The organism is Streptomyces sp. NPDC030862, assembly GCF_055571835.1.
In genome coordinates this window covers 178,815-195,968 of the sequence record NZ_JBVIEN010000002.1, presented here as the reverse complement: position 1 = coordinate 195,968, position 17,154 = coordinate 178,815, and the positions used below count along the sequence as shown (strand labels likewise).

The following is a 17,154-nucleotide window of genomic DNA, read 5'->3' as shown; positions in this document are numbered from 1 at the left end:
ATCACTCTTCCGGTGTGCCATCCGGCCCAGGAAAAGTACATGTAATTTGCATCCATTAGCCTCTCTAATTTATTGTGTGCATAGAGCACTCATCTCTGACTCGGGAGAGGACACCCCCGCATGACGGCTCAGGCACCCGACCCCCTCGACGCGGGCGCACAGGGCGGGCGCGGCATCCTGCGCCAGCCGAGGGCGGTGTGGGCCACCGCCGGCGCGTCCGTCGTCGCCTTCATGGGCATCGGGCTGGTGGACCCGATCCTGCCGTCCATCGCGCAGGGCCTGCGGGCCACGCCCAGCCAGGTCTCCCTGCTCTTCACCTCGTACTTCCTGATCACCGCCGTCGCGATGCTGATCACCGGCTTCGTCTCCAGCCGCATCGGCGGCCGCCGGACGCTCCTCGCCGGCCTCACGCTGGTGATCGTCTTCGCCGCCCTCTCGGGCACCTCCGGCTCGGTCGGCGAGCTCGTCGGCTTCCGGGCGGGCTGGGGACTCGGCAACGCGCTCTTCGTCTCGACCTCGCTCGCCGTGATCGTCGGCGCGGCGGCCGGCGGCAGCGCGGCGGCGATCCTGCTGTACGAGTCGGCGCTCGGCCTCGGCATGGCGTGCGGACCGCTGCTCGGCGCGGCCCTCGGCGACGCGAGCTGGCGCTACCCGTTCTTCGGCACCGCCGCGTTGATGGCGATCGGCTTCCTGTGCATCGCCGCGTTCCTGAAGGAGCAGCCGAAGCCCGCGCGCAAGACGGCCCTGCTCGACCCGCTACGGGCGCTCGGGCACGGAGGGCTCGCCTCCGCCGCCGCGGCGTCGTTCTTCTACAACTACGCCTTCTTCACGGTCCTGGCCTTCACGCCGTTCGTGCTGGACATGACGCCGTACCGGTCCGGCGCGGTCTTCTTCGCCTGGGGCGTGCTGCTCGCGGTCTTCTCCGTGCTGGTCGCGCCGCGCCTCCAGGAGCGGTTCGGGTCACTGAAGGTGCTCGGCGGCTCGCTCGTGCTGCTCGCCGCCGACGTCGTCGTGCTCGGGTACGGCGACCACACCACGGCCGTCGTGTGCACGATCCTGTCCGGCGCCTTCATCGGCGTGAACAACACCGTCTTCACCGAGTTGGCCCTCGGTGTGTCGGACGCCCCGCGCCCGGTGGCGAGCGCCGGCTACAACTTCGTGCGCTGGTTCGCGGCGGCCGCCGCCCCGTACTTCGCCCCCAAGCTGGAGGAGTGGAGCGACGTCCATCTGCCGTTCCTGGTGGCGGGTGCGGCGGCGCTGATCGGCGCGGGCATCGTGCTCGTACGGCGGCGGGCGCTGGCCCACGAGGCCGAGGAGCAGCTGGAGGCGCGGCCCGCGCCCGCCTTCGCCAACTGACGTACGTCAGTCCAGGGTTACGGACCTGCGCAGCGGATCGCGCAGGTCCGTACCGGCGTTGAGCCACCGCTCCTGGAGCGCCTGCGCGCCGTGCACCCGCTTCCACGCCGCCTCGTTGGGCGTCATCGGCAGCAGCGGCAGGAACCGCACCGGGTCCCTCGGCTCGTCCAGCTCCAGGTCCTCGACCAGACCGCCGGACTCCGCGACCAGCACGGAGCTGAACGGCGCGCCGGGCCACAGCGGTTCACCGAGGTCCAGGGACGCCCCCGGCGCCACGACCACGCCTTCGACCTGCGGCGAGGCTGCCAGCACCGCCAGCGGGCGCAGCACCTTGCCGGTGTCGGCGATCCCCGCCCGTACCGTGAGGAGAAGCTCCGCGCGCGGGCCCTTGACCGGGTCGGCGAGCGCGGCCGTGGGGTCGGTCATGGGCTGGGCCGACATGCCGAGGGTGGCGTACCGCACCACATCGCCCTCGGTGAAGCGCAGCACTTCGATGCGGTCTGTCCCGAGGAACGTCACGGCGGCGCGCGCGTCCGGTTCACCGAGGGCGGTGCGCAGCCGGGCCTCGACCAGTGCAAGAACTTCTTCCATCCGCCGAGCATAAAGCGCGTATGGAATGGGCAAAGTAAGGGATTGACCGTCAGTCGGCTGATAGTCTTGGCCGCTGGTCGGGGCAGCAGGCCGAGCCTGCTTTCCAGCCCCGACGACACGTCGTCCCCCACGGGGGACCGGCCGGAGGAGGTGGGGCTGCGGTGGATCGAAGTCGATCGTGCAGTACCAACGGTTCTTCCGCCCGCTGCCCGGCTTCCTGGGCTTCCGCTCTGTGAGCTGAGGCACACCAGCCACTCCACACACGGCGACGCGCACGACGGAAGAGCACACCCTTTTTTGCCTGTCTGTAGCGAACGCCGTCACCGCGAGCACACCGCGGTGCCGCCCGCTTTGCGGACGTCATGACGCCACGTCCTCATTCCGGGCTGCGCCGGCCTTGTCCCGCGCCGCGCCGACGGCCTCTCCGTGAAGGAGCCAGCCATGTCGATGATCCGTGACCTGCGCGCAGCGGTACGCCCGTCCCTGCGCAAGCGCACCGGAGCCCCGTACAACGCGTACAACTCGTACGACGCCACCCGCGACCCGTCGGCGTCGAGCGCCGTCGTCGACTGCGCCGTCTACCGCGACGGCCGCCGCCTGAAGGAGGAGGCGTGCCTGACGCCGCGCGAGGCGATGCGGCAGGTGCGCGAGGGCGGCGGGTTCGCCTGGATCGGGCTGCACGAGCCGACGGAAGCCGAATTCGCGGGCATCGCCGCCGAGTTCGGGCTGCACCCGCTCGCCGTGGAGGACGCGGTCCACGCCCACCAGCGGCCCAAGCTGGAGCGGTACGACGACACGCTGTTCACCGTCTTCAAGACCATCCACTACGTGGAGCACGCCGAGCTCACCGCCACCAGCGAGGTCGTCGAGACCGGCGAGGTGATGTGCTTCACCGGCCGGGACTTCGTGATCACCGTCCGGCACGGCGGGCAGGGCTCCCTGCGCAACCTGCGCCACCGGATGGAGGGCGAGCCCGAGCTGCTGGGGAAGGGCCCGTCGGCGGTGCTGCACGCCATCGCCGACCACGTGGTGGACGGCTACATCGCGGTCGCCGACGCCGTCCAGATCGACATCGACCAGATCGAGATCGACGTGTTCTCGCCGCCGACGAAGGGCTCGACGCGCGGCGCCGACACCGGGCGGATCTACCAGCTCAAGCGTGAGGTGCTGGAGTTCAAGCGGGCGGTGTCGCCGCTGCTGCGCCCGATGCAGCTGCTGAGCGAGCGGCCGATGCGGCTGGTGGACCCGGACATCCAGAAGTACTTCCGGGACGTCGCCGACCACCTCGCCCGGGTGCAGGAGCAGGTCGTCTCCTACGACGAGCTGCTGAACTCCATCCTCCAGGCGAACCTCGCGCAGGCCACCGTCGCGCAGAACGAGGACATGCGCAAGATCACCTCCTGGGCGGCGATCATCGCCGTCCCGACGGCGGTGTGCGGCGTGTACGGCATGAACTTCGACTACATGCCGGAGCTGCGCTGGAAGTACGGCTACCCGCTGGTGCTGGCCGGCATCTCGGTCATCTGTTTCGTCATCCACCGCACCCTCAAGCGCAACGGCTGGCTGTAGCGGCCGCCGCGGCTTCTTCTAAGCTGCGGGGCATGACACACGACGCGCTGCTCGGCCCCGCCCTCGTCGAGGAGGCCACCAAGAAGTCCGGCCTGATCTGGGTACGCGGCGAGGGCGGCCCGGCGCGCGCCCTGTGGCACGTGTGGCACGACGGCGCCGCGTACGTCATCGGCGACGGCCCCGGCGAGCAGCCGCTGCCCCCGGGTCTGGCCGACGGCTCCGCCGCCGAGGTCATCGTGCGCAGCAAGGACAAGGGCGGCCGGGTCGTCGCCTGGACCGCCGCGGTCACCGAGCCGGCGCCCGGTTCGGAGGAGTGGCGGGCGGCCGTCGACGAGCTCAAGGGCAAGCGGCTGAACGCCCCCGACGCCGAGACGATGACCGACCGCTGGGCCCGCGAGTGCCGCCTGCTGCGGCTCACGCCCCGCGAGGCGACGACGGCCCACCCCGACGGCTCCCTGTCGGCGGTGCCGCTGCCCAGCCCGGCCACCACCCGCCACCCGATCCCGGCGGCGCTGCCGCGGCTGCTGCTGAAGCGGCGCAAGCAGGCGAAGAAGGGCTAGTCGCTGGTGCGGGGCAGCTGGCGGCCGTAGTCGAGGGTCTCGTCCTTGGCGGGCTCCTCGAGCGGGAAGTCCTCGTTCCAGTCGGAGAGGGCCACCACGCCCCCGCCGCCGCCGCGGGCGAACTGCAGGGGGTACGGGGTGCCCTCCAGGGACACGTCCAGCGTGCCGCCCTCGCCCGCCTGCCCGCCCGAGACCTTGATCGTGCGGATGCCGCCGATCTTGGCGCGGTCGCCCTTGACCACCTCGCCGTGCAGCTCCAGCAGGCCGTCCAGCAGGACGTTCATCTCGGTGAAGCCGCGCAGCTGCTTGTACGAGGGGTCGTCCTGCGGGACCTTGACGTACTTGTCGTCGAGCTTGTCCGCCGCCTCCGTGTCGGACTCGTCGGGCCCCTTCTCGTCCGACTCGCTCTCCGCGTGCGTCCAGAAGGCCGCGTCCGCCTTCAGGAAGAGCGCGTCGCCGACCCGCAGCAGCTCGAAGGTGCTCGTACGGGAGGAGACGGAGCCGAGCGCGCCGGTGGCCTTCAGCCGCATGTCGAGCTTGTACGTGCCGCCCTTGCTGACCAGCGTCCCCGACAGCCGGACCGCCTTGGCGGTGTCCGCCGCGCCCTGGGCCTTGGTCTCGATCTCCGAGGCGGACAGCTTGCCCAGCCCGTTGGTTCCCGCGTCCGGGTCCTCCTCGCCACCGCACGCGGTGAGCATCGCGGTCAGTCCGGCGCAGAGTGCGACGGGGAGGGATGCCCGGACTGCCCGGCGGGCACGCGAAGCCGGGGGGAGAGCGGTCACCTGCGCACTGCCTCTCGTCTGCTGGTGGGGGGTTGTGAGACCGCAGCGTACCGGGGCCTTCCGCGGGGTCCGGCAGAGAGCCGGACGGACGCCCTGCCTGGGCGACCCGCATCGGGACGGGCTAGCCTGAATCGTCGTAAAGCACTCATCGGTGTCGATTTCCGGCCACCCGGTGGGACGGTGGCGGGCGAGGAGGTGTACGGCATGGCGTCAGGCACCGCCCGGGTCTTCGTCTCCCACCTCGCCGACGTCCCCGTCTTCGACCCCAACGGGGACCAGGTGGGCCGCGTCCGCGACCTCGTCGCGATGCTGCGCGTCGGCCGCCGCCCGCCCCGGCTCCTCGGCCTGGTCGTCGAGGTGATCGGCCGGCGCCGGATCTTCCTGCCCATGACCCGGATCACCGGCGTGGAGTCCGGCCAGGTCATCACCACGGGCGTGCTCAACGTCCGGCGCTTCGAGCAGCGCCCCACCGAGCGCCTGGTCCTGGGCGAGCTGCTCGACCGCCGCGTCCGGCTCGTCGAGGACGGCTCCGAGGTGACCGTCCTCGACGTGTCCATCCAGCAGCTCCCGGCCCGCCGCGACTGGGAGATAGACAAGGTCTTCGTCCGGCGGGGCGGCGGCGGGGCGCTGCGCCGCAAGGGGGAGACGCTGACCGTCGACTGGTCGGCGGTGACGGGCTTCTCGCTGGAGGAGGAGGGCCAGGGCGCGGAGAGCCTGCTCGCCACCTTCGAGCGGATGCGCGCGGCCGACCTCGCCAACGTCCTGCACCACCTGTCGCCCAAGCGCCGCGCCGAGGTCGCCGCCGCCCTCCACGACGACCGGCTCGCGGACGTCCTGGAGGAGCTGCCCGAGGACGACCAGATCGAGATCCTCGGCAAGCTGAAGGAGGAGCGGGCCGCGGACGTCCTGGAGGCGATGGACCCGGACGACGCGGCCGACCTGCTGTCCGAGCTGCCCGAGGCCGACAAGGAGCGGCTGCTCACCCTGATGCGGCCGGACGACGCCGCCGACGTACGCCGCCTGATGGCGTACGAGGAGCGGACGGCGGGCGGGCTGATGACCACCGAGCCGATCGTGCTGCGCCCGGACGCGACGGTCGCCGACGCCCTCGCGCGCGTACGCCAGCGGGACCTCTCCCCCGCGCTGGCGGCGCAGGTGTACGTCTGCCGGCCGCCCGACGAGACGCCGACCGGGAAGTACCTGGGGACGGTGCACTTCCAGCGGCTGCTGCGCGACCCGCCGTTCACGCTGGTGTCGGCGATCATCGACACCGACCTGGAGCCGCTCTCCCCCGGCACCCCGCTCCCCGTCGTGACCAGCCACCTCGCCACGTACAACCTGGTCGCCGCCCCCGTCGTGGACGACGGGGGGTCGCTGCTCGGGGCCGTCACCGTCGACGACGTACTGGACCACCTGCTGCCCGAGGACTGGCGCGAGGCGGAGTTCGACCCCGAGGGCGGGGTGCCGCATGGCGGCTGAGCGCAGGCACGACCGGACGGAGCGCGCGGACCGCATGGACCGGGTGGAGCGCATGGAGCGGGTGGGCGAGCCGCCCGTGCCGCGCATCCGGCTGGATCAGCCGCGCATCCGGCGGCCCAAGCTGCTGCCGGCGTACGATCCCGAGGCCTTCGGGCGGCTCTCGGAGCGGATCGCCCGCTTCATCGGCACCGGGCGGTTCCTGGTCTGGATGACGGTGGTCATCATCGTCTGGGTGCTGTGGAACATCTCAGCGCCCGGCCACCTGCGCTGGGACGAGTACCCCTTCATCTTCCTGACCCTCGCCCTGTCCCTCCAGGCCTCCTACGCGGCCCCGCTGATCCTGCTGGCGCAGAACCGGCAGGCCGACCGGGACCGGGTCACCCACGAGCAGGACCGCAAGCAGAACGAGCGCTCGATCGCCGACACCGAGTACCTGACCAGGGAGATCGCCGCCCTGCGCATGGGCCTCGGGGAGGTCGCCACCCGCGACTGGATCCGCTCCGAGCTGGAGGACCTCGTACGGGAGCTCGACGAGCGGCGGGAGGCGGCGGCGCGCGGAAGTGACGAAGGCGACCGCTGACGGGCTTACCGGAGGCCGGGGCCAGCGCCGTACCATCTCCATATGGTTACGGAAGACGCGGTGCGCGAGGCACTGGCGACGGTGAACGACCCCGAGATCAACCGACCGATCACTGAACTCGGCATGGTCAAGTCAGTGGAGATCGGTGCGGACGGTGCGGTCGCCGTCACCGTCTATCTCACGGTCTCCGGCTGCCCGATGCGGGAGACGATCATCTCCCGCGTGACCGAGGCCGTCTCCCGCGTCGAGGGCGTCACCGGCGTCGACGTCACGCTGGACGTGATGAGCGACGCGCAGCGCAAGGAGCTGGCCGCCGCGCTGCGCGGCACCACCGCCGAGCGCGAGGTGCCGTTCGCCAAGCCCGGCTCGCTGACCCGCGTGTACGCCGTGGCCTCTGGCAAGGGCGGCGTCGGCAAGTCCTCCGTGACCGTGAACCTGGCTGCGGCGATGGCCGCCGACGGGCTGAAGGTCGGCGTCGTGGACGCCGACATCTACGGGCACAGCGTGCCGCGCATGCTCGGCGCGGACGGCAGCCCGACCCAGGTCGAGAACATGATCATGCCGCCGTCGGCCAACGGGGTGAAGGTCATCTCCATCGGCATGTTCACCCCGGGCAACACCCCGGTGGTGTGGCGCGGCCCGATGCTGCACCGCGCGCTCCAGCAGTTCCTCGCCGACGTGTACTGGGGCGACCTGGACGTGCTCCTGCTCGACCTGCCGCCGGGCACCGGCGACATCGCGATCTCCGTCGCGCAGCTCGTGCCGAACGCCGAGATCCTCGTCGTCACCACCCCGCAGCAGGCGGCGGCCGAGGTGGCCGAGCGGGCCGGCTCCATCGCCGTACAGACCCACCAGAAGATCGTGGGCGTCGTCGAGAACATGTCGGGCCTGCCGTGCCCGCACTGCGACGAGATGGTCGACGTCTTCGGCACGGGCGGCGGTCAGAAGGTCGCCGACGGCCTGACGAAGACCACCGGCGCCACGGTGTCGGTCCTGGGCCAGATCCCGATCGACGTACGGCTGCGCGAGGGCGGCGACGAGGGCAAGCCCGTCGTGCTGTCCGACCCCGACTCGCCGGCCGGCGCGGCGCTGCGCGCCATCGCGGGCAAGCTGGGCGGCCGCCAGCGCGGCCTGTCGGGCATGTCGCTGGGGATCACCCCGCGCAACAAGTTCTGATCGCGTACACGTGAGAGGGGGCGGCCTGCGGGCCGCCCCCTCTCACGTGCCCGGCGCCGTCGCTACGCGTACGCCGTGATGTCCCGGATCACCGCGAAGCCCAGGCCGTAGGCGCTCATCCCGCGGCCGTACGCGCCCAGGTGGACCCCGGCCCGTGTCGTGCCCGCCAGCACCCAGCCGAACTCGGACTCGCGGTAGTGGAACGGCACCGGCACGCCGTCGACGGGCAGCGACAGCGACGTCCAGGGCTGGCCCGTCAGGTCGTCGGCGAGCTCGAAGGCGGTCTCCGTCTGCTGGTCGAGCCAGTTGTCGCGCAGCGTGTGGTCCAGCTGGGGCGGCCACGTGTACGCGAGGAGCCCGGAGCCGGCCAGCCAGGCGGCGGAGGAGACGCTCGTGGCGTCGAGCACGCCCGTGCCGTCGCCGCTGCGCCGTACGGGGTTGGCGGCGACCGTGACGACCACGGCGAAGCGCTCCCGGTCGGCGGGGGCGCCGATCGCCTCGGGCCTTATCGACGGCTCGTCGCCGTGGCCGGTCGAGCCGTGCTGGACGGTGCCGTCCGCCGAGACCCCGACCTGCATCAGCCAGCGCGGGCCGGTGAACGCCTCGTCGAGGCCGTACCAGGGGAAGGGCGCCCGCAGATAGCCGTCCACCGTGCGACGGGCGCCCGGCACCCCGTCGGACGCGGATCTGGCGCTGGGTGCGGCGCTCTGCGCGCCCACCCGACTTGTCGTCTCCATCTGTCCGGCCGCCTCCTCGATACGTGGACAGAGGGAGAGCTTAGCCACCGAGCGCCGCGGAAGGGCTCAGGTGGCGTCGGCGTCGAACGGGGGACGCTCGCCCGGCTCAGGGGTGTCGCGCTTCTTCAGCAGGTCCGGGCCGCCTCCGTTGACGGTCGCGGGGACGGAGGAGTCGCCGCGGTCGTTGACCGCGTCCGCCACCTCGGTGATCTCCTTCTTGAGATCGAAGCTGCTGCGGATCTCCTTGAGGTCCTCGTTCTCCGTGAGCTGCTTGCGGATGAACGTCTTGGGGTTGAGGTCCTCGAAGTCGAAGTCCTTGAACTCGGGGCCGAGCTCGCTGCGGATGTCCTGCTTGGCGTTCTCCGAGAACGAGCGGATCTTCCGGATGAAGCGGGCGGCGTCCTGGATGACCTTCGGCAGCTTCTCCGGCCCGAAGATGAGCACGGCAAGGACCACGAGCGCCACGAGCTCGAATCCGCCTATGTCGTTGAACACCTTGCCGCTCCTTCACAGGGTCCGGTTCCACAGGGGTCGGTACCGAGGGCCCGGGGCCCGCTCCACGGTACCTGGCCGGGCTGCCGGGACGGTACCTGGTGGTTACCGTCAGGTTGCCGTTCCACCACCGGCGGCAGCCACCGCCTCGGTCATCGCGGCAGCCACCGCCTCCGTCATGGCCTCGGTCATCGCCTCAGTCGTCGGAGGACGAGCCGAGGGTGAGCGTCTTCGTCTGCTCCTTGCCGCCGCGCTCCAGCGTCAGCCGGAGCCGGTCGCCGGGGCGGTGGGCGCGGATCTTCACGATGAGCTCCTCGCCGCTGTGCACCCGCTGGCCGTCCACCTTGGTGATGACGTCGCCGGGGCGGACGCCGGCCTGCGCCGCGGGTCCGCCGGGGACGACGGACGGGCTGCCGTCCTGGGCCTTCTCGCCGACCCGGGCGCCGTCGCCGCCGAACTTCATGTCGAGGCTGACGCCGATGACCGGGTGCGTGGCCTTGCCGGTGTTGATCAGCTCCTCGGCGACGCGCTTGCCCTGGTTGATGGGGATGGCGAAGCCGAGCCCTATCGAGCCCCCCTGGCCGCCGTCGAGACCCGCGCCGTTGTCGGCGGCGCGGATGGCGCTGTTGATGCCGATGGCCCGGGCCTTGGAGTCGACGAGCGGGCCGCCGGAGTTGCCGGGGTTTATCGGCGCGTCGGTCTGGAGCGCGTCGACATAGCTGACGTCGCTGCCGTCGCCCTTCTCGCCGCCCGCCGTGATGGGCCGCTCCTTGGCGCTGATGATGCCGGAGGTCACGGTGTTCTGGAGGTCGAAGGGCGCGCCGATGGCGACGACCGGGTCGCCGACGCGGACGTTGTCGGAGTTGCCCAGGGGCAGCGGCTTGAGGTTCGAGACGCCGGTGACCTGGACGACCGCGAGGTCGTAGCCGCTGTCCTTGCCGATGAGCTTGGCGGAGGCCGTCTCGCCGCCGCTGAACGTCACGGTGATGTCGCCCGAGGTGCCGGCGGGGTCGACGACGTGGTGGTTGGTGAGGATGTGGCCGCGCTCGTCGAGGACGAAGCCGGTGCCGGTGCCCTGTTCGCCGCCGCCGCTCACGTGGATCGTGACGACGCTGGGCAGGGCGCTGGCGGCGATCCCGGCGACGCTGTCCGGGGCCCGGTCGGCGCCCTCGGGGCCGGCCTGCGGCAGCTCGACGGTGGTGAGCCCGCCGTGGCGCTCGATGTACGCGCCGACGCCGCCGCCGAGTACGCCGCTGACCAGTGCGAGCAGCAGCGCGCCGGTGAAGGCGAGCCCGCGCCGCCGGGCCTTGCGGGCGGGCGGCTCACCGGCGTGCGTGAGCGGCTGCGGACGGCCGCCGGGGCTGCTCCAGGGGTCGTACTGCAGCCACTGCGAGGGCGCTCCCGGAGTTCCGTACGCGGGAGGTACGGCGGCTGCCTGCGGCGCCGGGGGCACCGGTGTGCCGTGCGGCGGGGTCGCCACCGGCCGCTGCACGGGCGGCGCGGGCGCCCAGGGCCCGGGCTCCCCGTACGGCGGCGTGCGGTACTCGTCGGGCTCGTGCAGCGGCTGCGGCCGCGCGGCCGGTGCGGGCTCCGCGGGCTGTACGGCCTGTACGGGCTCGGCGCCCGGTACGACCGGTACGGGCTCCGGGACCGGTACGGGCTCCGGGGCCGGCACGGGCTGGTGGTCGGGCGCCGGCGGGGACGCCGGGGCGGGGCGAGCCGGACGGCTCCACCATTTCGGCTTCGGACCGGTGGGCTTCCCGTCGTTCATGTGCTCCCCGCTGCGGCGCTGCTGTCCCGTCCCGCGCCCCAGCGAGCTGGAGGCGCCCTGCGGCATGGATTCAACCAGGTCCGGTGGTCCCGCGCAGGGCTCCCGGTCAGCGTCGGACGATCAGTGGCAGAACGCCCGACGACGGTGTCGCCGTGGCGACCGGGCCCAGCCCCGGGGCGTTGGCGAGGTGGAGCAGCGGGGCCAGCGGCGCCGGAGGGGCGACCCCGGTCAGCGCGGTCGGCGGAAGGGTCGCCGGGAGAAAGGGAGGGGCCCCCGACTGCCGTGACTGCGCCCGTACGACCGGGGCGGGCGTGATGGCCCCGTGGGCGGCGCCACTGCCGTTGCCGTTGCCGTTGCCGGGGAGGCTGCCGCGGCGGCGGTCGCTCGCGGAGTTGGTGGTGGCGTTCGCCGTCTGGCCGGGTGTACGCAGCGGGGTGACGTTGTTGCCGCCCTCGCCCCGGGCGTCGAGCGTGGCGGCCGTGGGCAGCGCGCCGCCCAGGGCGATCGCCGCGAACGACACGGCGCTCGCGGCGGCGAACGCGAACCGGCGTCCGCGCCACGGCGAGCGGTCCGCGGCCGGGCGTGCCACGTCGTGGACCTCGTGGATACGGAAGCCGGAGCCGGGCCCGCCGGGCAGCGCGAAGCCGTCGTGGGTCACCTCGAAGACTCCGTCGGCGAAGGGTCTGCGCCCGCCCGGTCCGCCCGGGCCGCCGCCGGAGCGTCGTTCGTCGTCGTCATCGCGGCCGACAGGGCCCCCGGGCAACCCCTGGAGGCGTGCGAGCAGCCCTTCGGAGGGCGGCGGCGGGGCGGCCTGGGCGAAGACGCTCTTCACCCGGCGCTGGGCGTCGGCCTCGGCCTTGCACCGGGCGCAGGTGGCCAGGTGCGCGAGAACCCGCTCGCGGGCGTCATGGCCGAGCTCGCCGTCCACCAGCGCGGCGAGCCGGTCCCCCAGATGCTGCTCCGCGGGGGTCGGACGTGTGCCACTCACGCGGGTCCGCCCTCCCCGCCCACGGCCGCGAACGCGCGCCCCTCGGCGCGGGCCTCGGGCGACCGGTGCTTGAGGGCCTTGCGCAGGTGGGAGCGGCCGCGGTGGATACGGCTGCGGACGGTGCCGAGCTTCACCCCGAGGGTCGCGGCGATCTCCTCGTACGACAGCCCCTCGATGTCGCAGAGCACGACCGCGGCGCGGAACTCGGGCGCGAGCGTGTCGAGCGCCTGCTGCACGTCGGCGTCGAAGTGCGTGTCGTGGAAGGCCTGCTGCGGGGACGGCTCACGGCTGGGCAGCCGCTCCGCCGCGTCGTCGCCGAGCGCGTCGAACCGGATGCGCTGCTTGCGGCGGACCATGTCCAGGAAGAGGTTGGTGGTGATGCGGTGCAGCCAGCCCTCGAACGTCCCCGGCGTGTACGTCGACAGGGAGCGGAAGACGCGGACGAAGACCTCCTGGGTGAGGTCCTCCGCGTCGTGCTGGTTGCCGGTCAGGCGGTACGCGAGGCGGTAGACGCGGCCGCTGTGCGTGCTGACGATCTCCTCCCACGAGGGCGGAGCCCACGCCTGCGATTCCGCATCCGAGGCGAAGGTCGCGGTGGTGGGTGCGGAGTCGTCGACGGCGTGGGAACGGTCAGCGGTGTAGGTCACGGATTTCGGCTCACCCGCCGACCTGAGAAAGCGCCGCAGCAGCGGCACTCCTCCCCGATCCACAGGCGCAGCCGCACCTCCCCTGTCGGCTCTGGTGGTGTCCAGCGGAGCCCCTACCATAGCCACCTCGCCCGTTAGCTCCGGATAAGAATCTTTACGTGAACTTGGGACCGTCTCCCGTGTCTTGGTCCCTCTGCCCCTCCTTAACGCCCGGTCCCATCTGCGGGTTCCCGGCCCCGAGCGGATACAGTCACCGTTGCGCCAACTACGGGGACAGGAGAGGGTCATTACCGCCAACCGGCAGACGAGCTGGGCGTTCGCCGACGCCTTTGTCGCCGAGGACGAAGCACTGCGCTGGGCCCGTGACCGGGCCCGGGAGGCAGGGCTGCCCTCGGTGTCGCCAGGCACCGGCGCCGCGCTGCGTTTGCTGGCGGCCACCGCGGACGCCAAGGCGGTGGCCGAGATCGGGACCGGGACCGGGGTGTCCGGGATCTACCTCCTGCACGGCATGCGCCCGGACGGCGTCCTGACCACGGTGGACCCGGAGCCGGAGCGGCAGCAGTTCGCCAAGCAGGCCTTCCGGGCGGCCGGCTTCGCGGGCAACCGCGCCCGGTTCATCCCCGGACGGGCCCTTGACGTCCTGCCCCGGCTCGCGGACGGCGGCTATGACCTGGTCTTCTGCGACGGCGACCGCACGGAGTGCCTCGACTACCTCGCTGAATCGTTGCGCCTGCTGCGGCCCGGCGGGCTCGTCTGCTTCGAGGGCGTCTTCGCGGACGGCCGCACGGTCGACTCGGCGGCCCAGCCGGCCGAGGTGCAGCGCCTGCGGGAGCTGCTGCGCGCCGTACGGGAGAGCCAGGAGCTGCTGCCGTCGCTGCTCCCGGTGGGCGACGGCCTGCTCTGCGCGGTACGGCGCGGCTAGGACGTGTCCGGCCGGTCGGGCGAGAAGCCGACCGCGCGAGAAGCCGACCGTGCGGGAACACGACGGCCCCGGCGCGTACCTTCACGCCGGGACCGTCGGAAAAACTGTGGGCAGTGTCAGGCCGTGACCTTCTCCAGCGCCTCGCCGAGTGCCTTCGCCTCGTCCGGAGTCAGCTCGACGACAAGCCGACCGCCGCCTTCGAGCGGAACGCGCATGACGATGCCCCGCCCCTCCTTGGTCACCTCGAGCGGGCCGTCACCCGTTCGCGGCTTCATGGCCGCCATGCTCGTTCCCCTTCCTGAAACCAGCTCATCGTCGCCGACGGCCCTCTGGCATGGGCACGCATCACCGGCATCGAACACATTGCTTCCAGGTCATTATCCCGCATGGCGGGACCCGATGACCAACATCGGACCGCATCGCTTCCGCAACGCGCTTTCGCAAAACCGCATAATTCGGCGATCCGCCTGCGATACTTCGCCGCTGCGTACGGCCGCGTCACCGGAGTTTCTTTGACGCAGGTCACATGGAGGGGGGCGGAGATCTCCGCCATGCTGAGCGGACATCGTCGTCATCGACTGAGGGGATCCGCCATGGCCGACACCGTGCTGTACGAGGTGAGCGAGGGGCTCGCGACGATCACGCTCAACCGGCCGGACGCCATGAACGCGCTGAACATCGACGCCAAGGTGGCCCTGCGGGACGCGCTGCACGCCGCCGGCGACGACCCGGCGGTACGGGCCGTGCTGCTGACCGCGACGGGCCGCGCCTTCTGTGTCGGCCAGGACCTCAAGGAGCACATCGCGCTCCTGGGCGACGGCTCCGGCCGGACCATGAGCACGGTGCGGGAGCACTACAACCCCATCGTCCGGGCGATCACCGGAATGGAGAAGCCGGTGGTGGCGGGGGTGAACGGGGTCGCCGCCGGAGCCGGTTTCGGCTTCGCGCTCGCCGCCGACTACCGCGTCGTGGCCGACACCGCGTCCTTCAACACCTCCTTCGCCGGCGTGGCGCTGGCCGCCGACTCGGGCGTCTCCTGGACGCTGCCCCGCGTGGTGGGCCCGGGCCGCGCCGCCGACCTGCTGCTCTTCCCGCGGTCGATCAAGGCGCAGGAGGCGTACGACCTGGGCATCGCGAACCGGCTGGTCCCGGCGGCGGACCTGCCCGCCGAGGCCGCCTCGGTCGCCCGGACCCTCGCCTCGGGCCCGACGCTCGCGTACGCCGCGCTGAAGGAGTCCCTGGCGTACGGCGCGTCCCGGACGCTGGAGGAGGCGCTGGAGAAGGAGGACGAGCTCCAGACGAAGGCGGGCGCGTCGGAGGACCACACCATCGCGGTCCAGGCCTTCCTCGCGAAGGAGCAGCCGAAGTACCTCGGCCGCTAGGCGGACACGCTTCAGTCCCGGCGGGCCACGCACTCCGCCAGGTGGTCGTCGACCAGTCCGCACGCCTGCATCAGGGCGTACGCCGTCGTGGGGCCGATGAAGCGCAGCCCGCGCTTCTTCAGGTCCTTCGACAGCGCGGTCGACTCCTCCGTCACCGCCGGCACCTCCGCGATCGTGCGGGGCGCCGGCCTTCCGGCGCGGTCGGGGGCGTGGCCCCAGACGAGGGCGTCGAGCTCGCCGGGGGCCCAGCCCGCCAGCACGCGCGCGTTGGCGAGGCAGGCGTCGATCTTGGCGCGGTTGCGGATGATGCCCTCGTCGCCGAGCAGCCGCTCCCGGTCGGCGTCGGTGAACTCGGCCACGGCCTCGATCCGGAAGTCGGCGAAGGCGCGGCGGAAGCCCTCGCGGCGGCGCAGGATCGTGATCCAGGACAGGCCCGACTGGAAGGCTTCCAGGCAGAGCCGTTCGAAGAGGGCGTCGTCGCCGTGGACCGGCCGCCCCCACTCCTCGTCGTGGTACGGCACGTATTCGGTCGCGGAGACGCCCCAGGGGCAGCGAGGCTTCCCGTCCGGGCCGGGTACGACTCCGCCGGTCACCGGCCCGGCTCCTCGTCGTCCCCGGAGCGGGTCTCCGGACGGGCCTCCGGACGGGCCTCCGGGCGCATCTCCGGACGGGTCTCCGGGCGGGCGGGCCTCTTGTCGAAGAGGTCCGGCCCGCCGACCGCGGTGGCCTGCGCCCCGGCGAGCGCCGCCTCCAGCTCGGCGATCCGCGCGTCCCGCTCGGCGAGCTCCGCGCCGAGCCGGCTCAGCACGTCGTCGACGTCCGCCATCCGGTATCCCCGCGGCGCGACCGGCAGCCGCAGGGCGTCGACGTCGGCGCGGCCCACCGGGCGGGTCAGCGGCAGCGGGTCCACCAGCTGCTCGGGCGCCGCCTCGGGAAGGACCTCGCTCTCACCGCCGCCGACCACCGCGAGGGTGACCGCGGCGATCACCACGACCATCGCGATCATCAAGAACCAGAACACAGGCGTGCCTCTCCCGGTAAGAGCCGAACCGTCTGCTCCCGATCGTGCCATGCGCCACCGACAGCTAAGGTCGCAGTCGACGTAACGCGAGGAGGACGTACGGGATGCTGCGCTTGGGACGGCGTGAATTCGGCGCGCGCGAGCCGGTGATCATGGCGATCGTGAACCGGACCCCGGATTCGTTCTACGACCAGGGCGCCACGTTCCGCGACGAGCCCGCGCTCGCCCGCGTCGAGCAGGCGGTGGCGGAGGGTGCCGCCATCATCGACATCGGCGGCGTCAAGGCCGGCCCCGGCGAGGAGGTCTCCGCCGCGGAGGAGGCGCGCCGCACGGTCGGTTTCGTCGCCGAGGTGCGGCGCCGGCATCCGGACGTCGTGATCAGCGTCGACACCTGGCGGCACGAGGTCGGCGAGGCGGTCTGCGAGGCGGGCGCGGACCTGCTGAACGACGCGTGGGGCGGCGTGGACCCGAAGCTCGCGGAGGTCGCGGCGCGGTACGGCGCGGGCCTGGTGTGCACGCACGCGGGCGGCGCGGAGCCGCGCACGCGGCCGCACCGCACCACGTACGACGACGTGATGGCGGACATCCTGCGCGTCACCGTGGGTCTCGCGGAGCGCGCCGCCGCGCTCGGGGTGCGGCGCGACGGGATCCTCATCGACCCGGGCCACGACTTCGGGAAGAACACCCGGCACAGCCTGGAGGCGACGCGCCGCCTGCCGGAGATGGTGGAGACGGGCTGGCCGGTCCTGGTCTCCCTCTCCAACAAGGACTTCGTCGGCGAGACGCTCGACCGGCCGGTCAAGGAGCGCGTCCTCGGCACGCTGGCCACGACGGCGGTCTCGGCCTGGCTCGGCGCGCAGGTCTACCGCGTCCACGAGGTCGCCGAGACGAGGCAGGTCCTCGACATGGTGGCCTCCATCGCGGGCCACCGGCCGCCGGCCGTCGCCCGCCGGGGACTGGCGTAGGCGTGGGGGGGGGGGGGGGGGGGGGGGGGGGGGGGGTGGGAGGGGGGGGGGGGGGGGCTGGCCTCCCCCTACCCTCTTGGGTTTTTGTCTTTGCTTCTCTGGGTAGGTGGCGTGTGGGGGTCCCTTCTTGCCCCCC

The 17,154-nt window shown here is 72.5% G+C and carries 19 protein-coding genes; 9 read left to right on the top strand and 10 right to left on the bottom strand.

Going from position 1 to position 17,154, the window contains the following annotated elements; genetic code table 11:
• Nucleotides 1-120 precede the first annotated feature (120 nt).
• Nucleotides 121-1,356, top strand: a complete 1,236-nt coding sequence (locus ACZ42X_RS05160; protein ID WP_468284467.1) for an MFS transporter — start codon at nt 121-123, stop codon at nt 1,354-1,356.
• Nucleotides 1,357-1,362: 6 nt separating this feature from the next.
• Here ACZ42X_RS05160 and ACZ42X_RS05155 read toward each other — a convergent pair whose 3' ends face one another.
• Complete coding sequence (locus ACZ42X_RS05155; protein ID WP_468284464.1) at nt 1,363-1,947, bottom strand: suppressor of fused domain protein; 585 nt, start codon at nt 1,945-1,947, stop codon at nt 1,363-1,365.
• Between the two features lie 441 nt (nt 1,948-2,388).
• Here ACZ42X_RS05155 and ACZ42X_RS05150 point away from each other — a divergent pair, with 441 nt between their 5' ends.
• Together ACZ42X_RS05150 and ACZ42X_RS05145 are read left to right on the top strand one after the other, a co-directional pair.
• Nucleotides 2,389-3,516 (top strand): magnesium and cobalt transport protein CorA, encoded by a 1,128-nt coding sequence (locus ACZ42X_RS05150; RefSeq protein WP_468284462.1) that lies wholly within the window; start codon nt 2,389-2,391, stop codon nt 3,514-3,516.
• Between the two features lie 32 nt (nt 3,517-3,548).
• On the top strand, nt 3,549-4,076 hold the full coding sequence (locus ACZ42X_RS05145; protein ID WP_468284460.1) for a hypothetical protein: 528 nt from the start codon (nt 3,549-3,551) through the stop codon (nt 4,074-4,076).
• Here ACZ42X_RS05145 and ACZ42X_RS05140 read toward each other — a convergent pair.
• A complete protein-coding gene (locus ACZ42X_RS05140; RefSeq protein ID WP_468284458.1) occupies nt 4,073-4,858 on the bottom strand; it encodes a hypothetical protein in 786 nt (261 codons plus the stop codon). The genes ACZ42X_RS05145 and ACZ42X_RS05140 overlap by 4 nt on opposite strands.
• Nucleotides 4,859-5,062: 204 nt before the next feature.
• Between ACZ42X_RS05140 and ACZ42X_RS05135 the strand changes: the two genes are divergently transcribed.
• The 3 genes from ACZ42X_RS05135 to ACZ42X_RS05125 are packed head-to-tail and all read left to right on the top strand — an operon-like array spanning nt 5,063 to nt 8,093.
• Entirely contained in the window at nt 5,063-6,337 is a 1,275-nt protein-coding gene (locus tag ACZ42X_RS05135) for a magnesium transporter MgtE N-terminal domain-containing protein (protein ID WP_468284456.1), read from the top strand.
• A 34-nt stretch (nt 6,338-6,371) separates the two neighbouring features.
• Nucleotides 6,372-6,917, top strand: coding sequence for a DUF1003 domain-containing protein (locus ACZ42X_RS05130; protein WP_468285586.1), 546 nt, complete (start codon nt 6,372-6,374; stop codon nt 6,915-6,917).
• Between the two features lie 42 nt (nt 6,918-6,959).
• The gene (locus ACZ42X_RS05125) at nt 6,960-8,093 is read left to right on the top strand and encodes an Mrp/NBP35 family ATP-binding protein (RefSeq protein ID WP_468284454.1); all 1,134 of its coding nucleotides are present in this window, start codon (nt 6,960-6,962) and stop codon (nt 8,091-8,093) included.
• Between the two features lie 62 nt (nt 8,094-8,155).
• Here ACZ42X_RS05125 and ACZ42X_RS05120 read toward each other — a convergent pair whose 3' ends face one another.
• The 5 genes from ACZ42X_RS05120 to sigE all read right to left on the bottom strand — a co-directional run bounded on the left by ACZ42X_RS05120 (nt 8,156) and on the right by sigE (nt 12,848).
• The gene (locus ACZ42X_RS05120; protein WP_468284452.1) at nt 8,156-8,830 is read right to left on the bottom strand and encodes a hypothetical protein; all 675 of its coding nucleotides are present in this window, start codon (nt 8,828-8,830) and stop codon (nt 8,156-8,158) included.
• A 66-nt stretch (nt 8,831-8,896) separates the two neighbouring features.
• Nucleotides 8,897-9,325, bottom strand: coding sequence for a sec-independent translocase (locus tag ACZ42X_RS05115; protein ID WP_361419602.1), 429 nt, complete (start codon nt 9,323-9,325; stop codon nt 8,897-8,899).
• Between the two features lie 193 nt (nt 9,326-9,518).
• Nucleotides 9,519-11,093, bottom strand: coding sequence for a S1C family serine protease (locus ACZ42X_RS05110; protein WP_468285583.1), 1,575 nt, complete (start codon nt 11,091-11,093; stop codon nt 9,519-9,521).
• Nucleotides 11,094-11,199: 106 nt separating this feature from the next.
• Nucleotides 11,200-12,081 (bottom strand): anti-sigma factor family protein, encoded by an 882-nt coding sequence (locus tag ACZ42X_RS05105; RefSeq protein ID WP_468284449.1) that lies wholly within the window; start codon nt 12,079-12,081, stop codon nt 11,200-11,202.
• A complete protein-coding gene (gene sigE / locus ACZ42X_RS05100; RefSeq protein WP_468284447.1) occupies nt 12,078-12,848 on the bottom strand; it encodes an RNA polymerase sigma factor SigE in 771 nt (256 codons plus the stop codon). The genes ACZ42X_RS05105 and sigE overlap by 4 nt, the downstream gene beginning before the upstream one ends.
• A gap of 136 nt (nt 12,849-12,984) precedes the next feature.
• On the opposite strand from sigE, the gene ACZ42X_RS05095 reads away from it, so the two are divergent.
• Complete coding sequence (locus tag ACZ42X_RS05095; protein ID WP_361419610.1) at nt 12,985-13,650, top strand: O-methyltransferase; 666 nt, start codon at nt 12,985-12,987, stop codon at nt 13,648-13,650.
• A 116-nt stretch (nt 13,651-13,766) separates the two neighbouring features.
• Here ACZ42X_RS05095 and ACZ42X_RS05090 read toward each other — a convergent pair whose 3' ends face one another.
• The gene (locus tag ACZ42X_RS05090) at nt 13,767-13,934 is read right to left on the bottom strand and encodes a DUF3117 domain-containing protein (RefSeq protein ID WP_179198936.1); all 168 of its coding nucleotides are present in this window, start codon (nt 13,932-13,934) and stop codon (nt 13,767-13,769) included.
• A gap of 309 nt (nt 13,935-14,243) precedes the next feature.
• Here ACZ42X_RS05090 and chcB point away from each other — a divergent pair, with 309 nt between their 5' ends.
• A complete protein-coding gene (chcB, locus tag ACZ42X_RS05085) occupies nt 14,244-15,032 on the top strand; it encodes a 2-cyclohexenylcarbonyl CoA isomerase (RefSeq protein WP_468284444.1) in 789 nt (262 codons plus the stop codon).
• 11 nt (nt 15,033-15,043) lie between these two features.
• Here the strand turns inward: chcB and ACZ42X_RS05080 are convergent, their stop codons facing one another.
• Nucleotides 15,044-15,625 (bottom strand): DNA-3-methyladenine glycosylase I, encoded by a 582-nt coding sequence (locus ACZ42X_RS05080; RefSeq protein WP_468284442.1) that lies wholly within the window; start codon nt 15,623-15,625, stop codon nt 15,044-15,046.
• A complete protein-coding gene (locus ACZ42X_RS05075; protein ID WP_468284440.1) occupies nt 15,622-16,053 on the bottom strand; it encodes a hypothetical protein in 432 nt (143 codons plus the stop codon). Before ACZ42X_RS05075 ends, ACZ42X_RS05080 begins: the two co-directional genes overlap by 4 nt.
• Before the next feature lie 104 nt (nt 16,054-16,157).
• Between ACZ42X_RS05075 and folP the strand changes: the two genes are divergently transcribed.
• The gene (gene folP, locus ACZ42X_RS05070) at nt 16,158-17,018 is read left to right on the top strand and encodes a dihydropteroate synthase (RefSeq protein WP_468284438.1); all 861 of its coding nucleotides are present in this window, start codon (nt 16,158-16,160) and stop codon (nt 17,016-17,018) included.
• Nucleotides 17,019-17,154: the final 136 nt, after the last annotated feature.

Coding starts and splice junctions, on each gene's coding strand:
- ACZ42X_RS05150 (WP_468284462.1), top strand. CDS start 2,389: ATGTCGATGATCCGTGACCTGCGCGCAGCGGTACGCCCGTCCCTGCGC.
- folP (WP_468284438.1), top strand. CDS start 16,158: ATGCTGCGCTTGGGACGGCGTGAATTCGGCGCGCGCGAGCCGGTGATC.
- ACZ42X_RS05155 (WP_468284464.1), bottom strand. CDS start 1,947: ATGGAAGAAGTTCTTGCACTGGTCGAGGCCCGGCTGCGCACCGCCCTC.
- ACZ42X_RS05120 (WP_468284452.1), bottom strand. CDS start 8,830: ATGGAGACGACAAGTCGGGTGGGCGCGCAGAGCGCCGCACCCAGCGCC.
- ACZ42X_RS05135 (WP_468284456.1), top strand. CDS start 5,063: ATGGCGTCAGGCACCGCCCGGGTCTTCGTCTCCCACCTCGCCGACGTC.
- ACZ42X_RS05145 (WP_468284460.1), top strand. CDS start 3,549: ATGACACACGACGCGCTGCTCGGCCCCGCCCTCGTCGAGGAGGCCACC.
- ACZ42X_RS05090 (WP_179198936.1), bottom strand. CDS start 13,934: ATGGCGGCCATGAAGCCGCGAACGGGTGACGGCCCGCTCGAGGTGACC.
- ACZ42X_RS05125 (WP_468284454.1), top strand. CDS start 6,960: ATGGTTACGGAAGACGCGGTGCGCGAGGCACTGGCGACGGTGAACGAC.
- ACZ42X_RS05110 (WP_468285583.1), bottom strand. CDS start 11,093: ATGAACGACGGGAAGCCCACCGGTCCGAAGCCGAAATGGTGGAGCCGT.
- chcB (WP_468284444.1), top strand. CDS start 14,244: ATGGCCGACACCGTGCTGTACGAGGTGAGCGAGGGGCTCGCGACGATC.
- sigE (WP_468284447.1), bottom strand. CDS start 12,848: ATGGTAGGGGCTCCGCTGGACACCACCAGAGCCGACAGGGGAGGTGCG.
- ACZ42X_RS05160 (WP_468284467.1), top strand. CDS start 121: ATGACGGCTCAGGCACCCGACCCCCTCGACGCGGGCGCACAGGGCGGG.
- ACZ42X_RS05130 (WP_468285586.1), top strand. CDS start 6,372: ATGGACCGGGTGGAGCGCATGGAGCGGGTGGGCGAGCCGCCCGTGCCG.